At 52.6% G+C, this 538-nt stretch carries 1 rRNA gene; it reads right to left on the bottom strand.

Annotated features, from left to right (window positions below):
• Positions 1–538 (bottom strand): 23S ribosomal RNA (locus tag HFE01_RS26450); the annotation flags it as partial.

The following is a 538-nucleotide window of genomic DNA, read 5'->3' as shown; positions in this document are numbered from 1 at the left end:
ACCTGTTGTCCTTCGACTACGCCTATCGGCCTCGCCTTAGGTCCCGACTTACCCTGAGCGGACGAACCTTCCTCAGGAACCCTTAGGCTTTCGGCGGATCTGATTCTCACAGATCTTTTCGTTACTCATACCGGCATTCTCACTTGAATGCAGTCCAGCGCTCCTTCCGGTACACCTTCAACCCGCATTCAACGCTCCCCTACCCCTGATGCAAGCATCAAGCCATAGCTTCGGTGGTGTGTTTAGCCCCGTTACATTTTCGGCGCAGAGTCACTCGACCAGTGAGCTATTACGCACTCTTTCAATGGTGGCTGCTTCTAAGCCAACATCCTGGTTGTCTGTGCAACTCCACATCCTTTCCCACTTAACACACACTTGGGGACCTTAGCTGATGGTCTGGGCTGTTTCCCTTTCGACAATGGATCTTAGCACTCACTGTCTGACTCCCGGAACTAAATCTATGGCATTCGGAGTTTGACTGAGCTTGGTAACCCTTGCGGGCCCCGCACCCAATCAGTGCTCTACCTCCACGATTCTT

It is taken from the genome of Paenibacillus sp. EKM10P (assembly GCF_011800655.1).
Lineage (GTDB): Bacteria > Bacillota > Bacilli > Paenibacillales > Paenibacillaceae > Paenibacillus > Paenibacillus polymyxa.
The sequence above is the reverse complement of the archived record's forward strand: the minus strand, read 5'-3'. Positions and strand labels throughout refer to the sequence as shown.